A 313-nucleotide genomic window follows, 5' to 3' on the forward strand; every position below is an offset into this window, starting at 1 on the left:
GAGAAGGCTCTTTATTTGAAGGAAAATTCAGACTGGATAAGAAAAATGCTCATAAACAAACCAAGAGGAAATGAAAACCAGGCTGGAATAATCCTTACAGAGCCTTGCTGCAGCGGAGCTGATGCAGGAATCATATATATGGACAGCAATGGGTACGAAAACATGTCGGAAGAAAGCATCATTGGCGTATCTACTACAATGATAGAATCAGGACTTGTTGAGATAGTAGAACCCTACACATATATATGTTTTGAATCCATATATGGAAATATCAGTATAAAGGCAAGGGTGGAAGATGAAGTTGTAAAGGAAA

The 313-nt window shown here is 38.0% G+C and carries 1 protein-coding gene; it reads left to right on the plus strand.

All coding sequences use genetic code 11. The features are described 5' to 3' along the window. Positions 1-15 precede the first annotated feature (15 nt). Positions 16-313, plus strand: a 298-nt coding sequence (locus AC3AX0_RS11905; RefSeq protein WP_487550499.1) for a proline racemase family protein, incomplete at its 3' end; no start/stop codon positions are given.

The organism is Dethiosulfatibacter sp. (assembly GCF_983023055.1).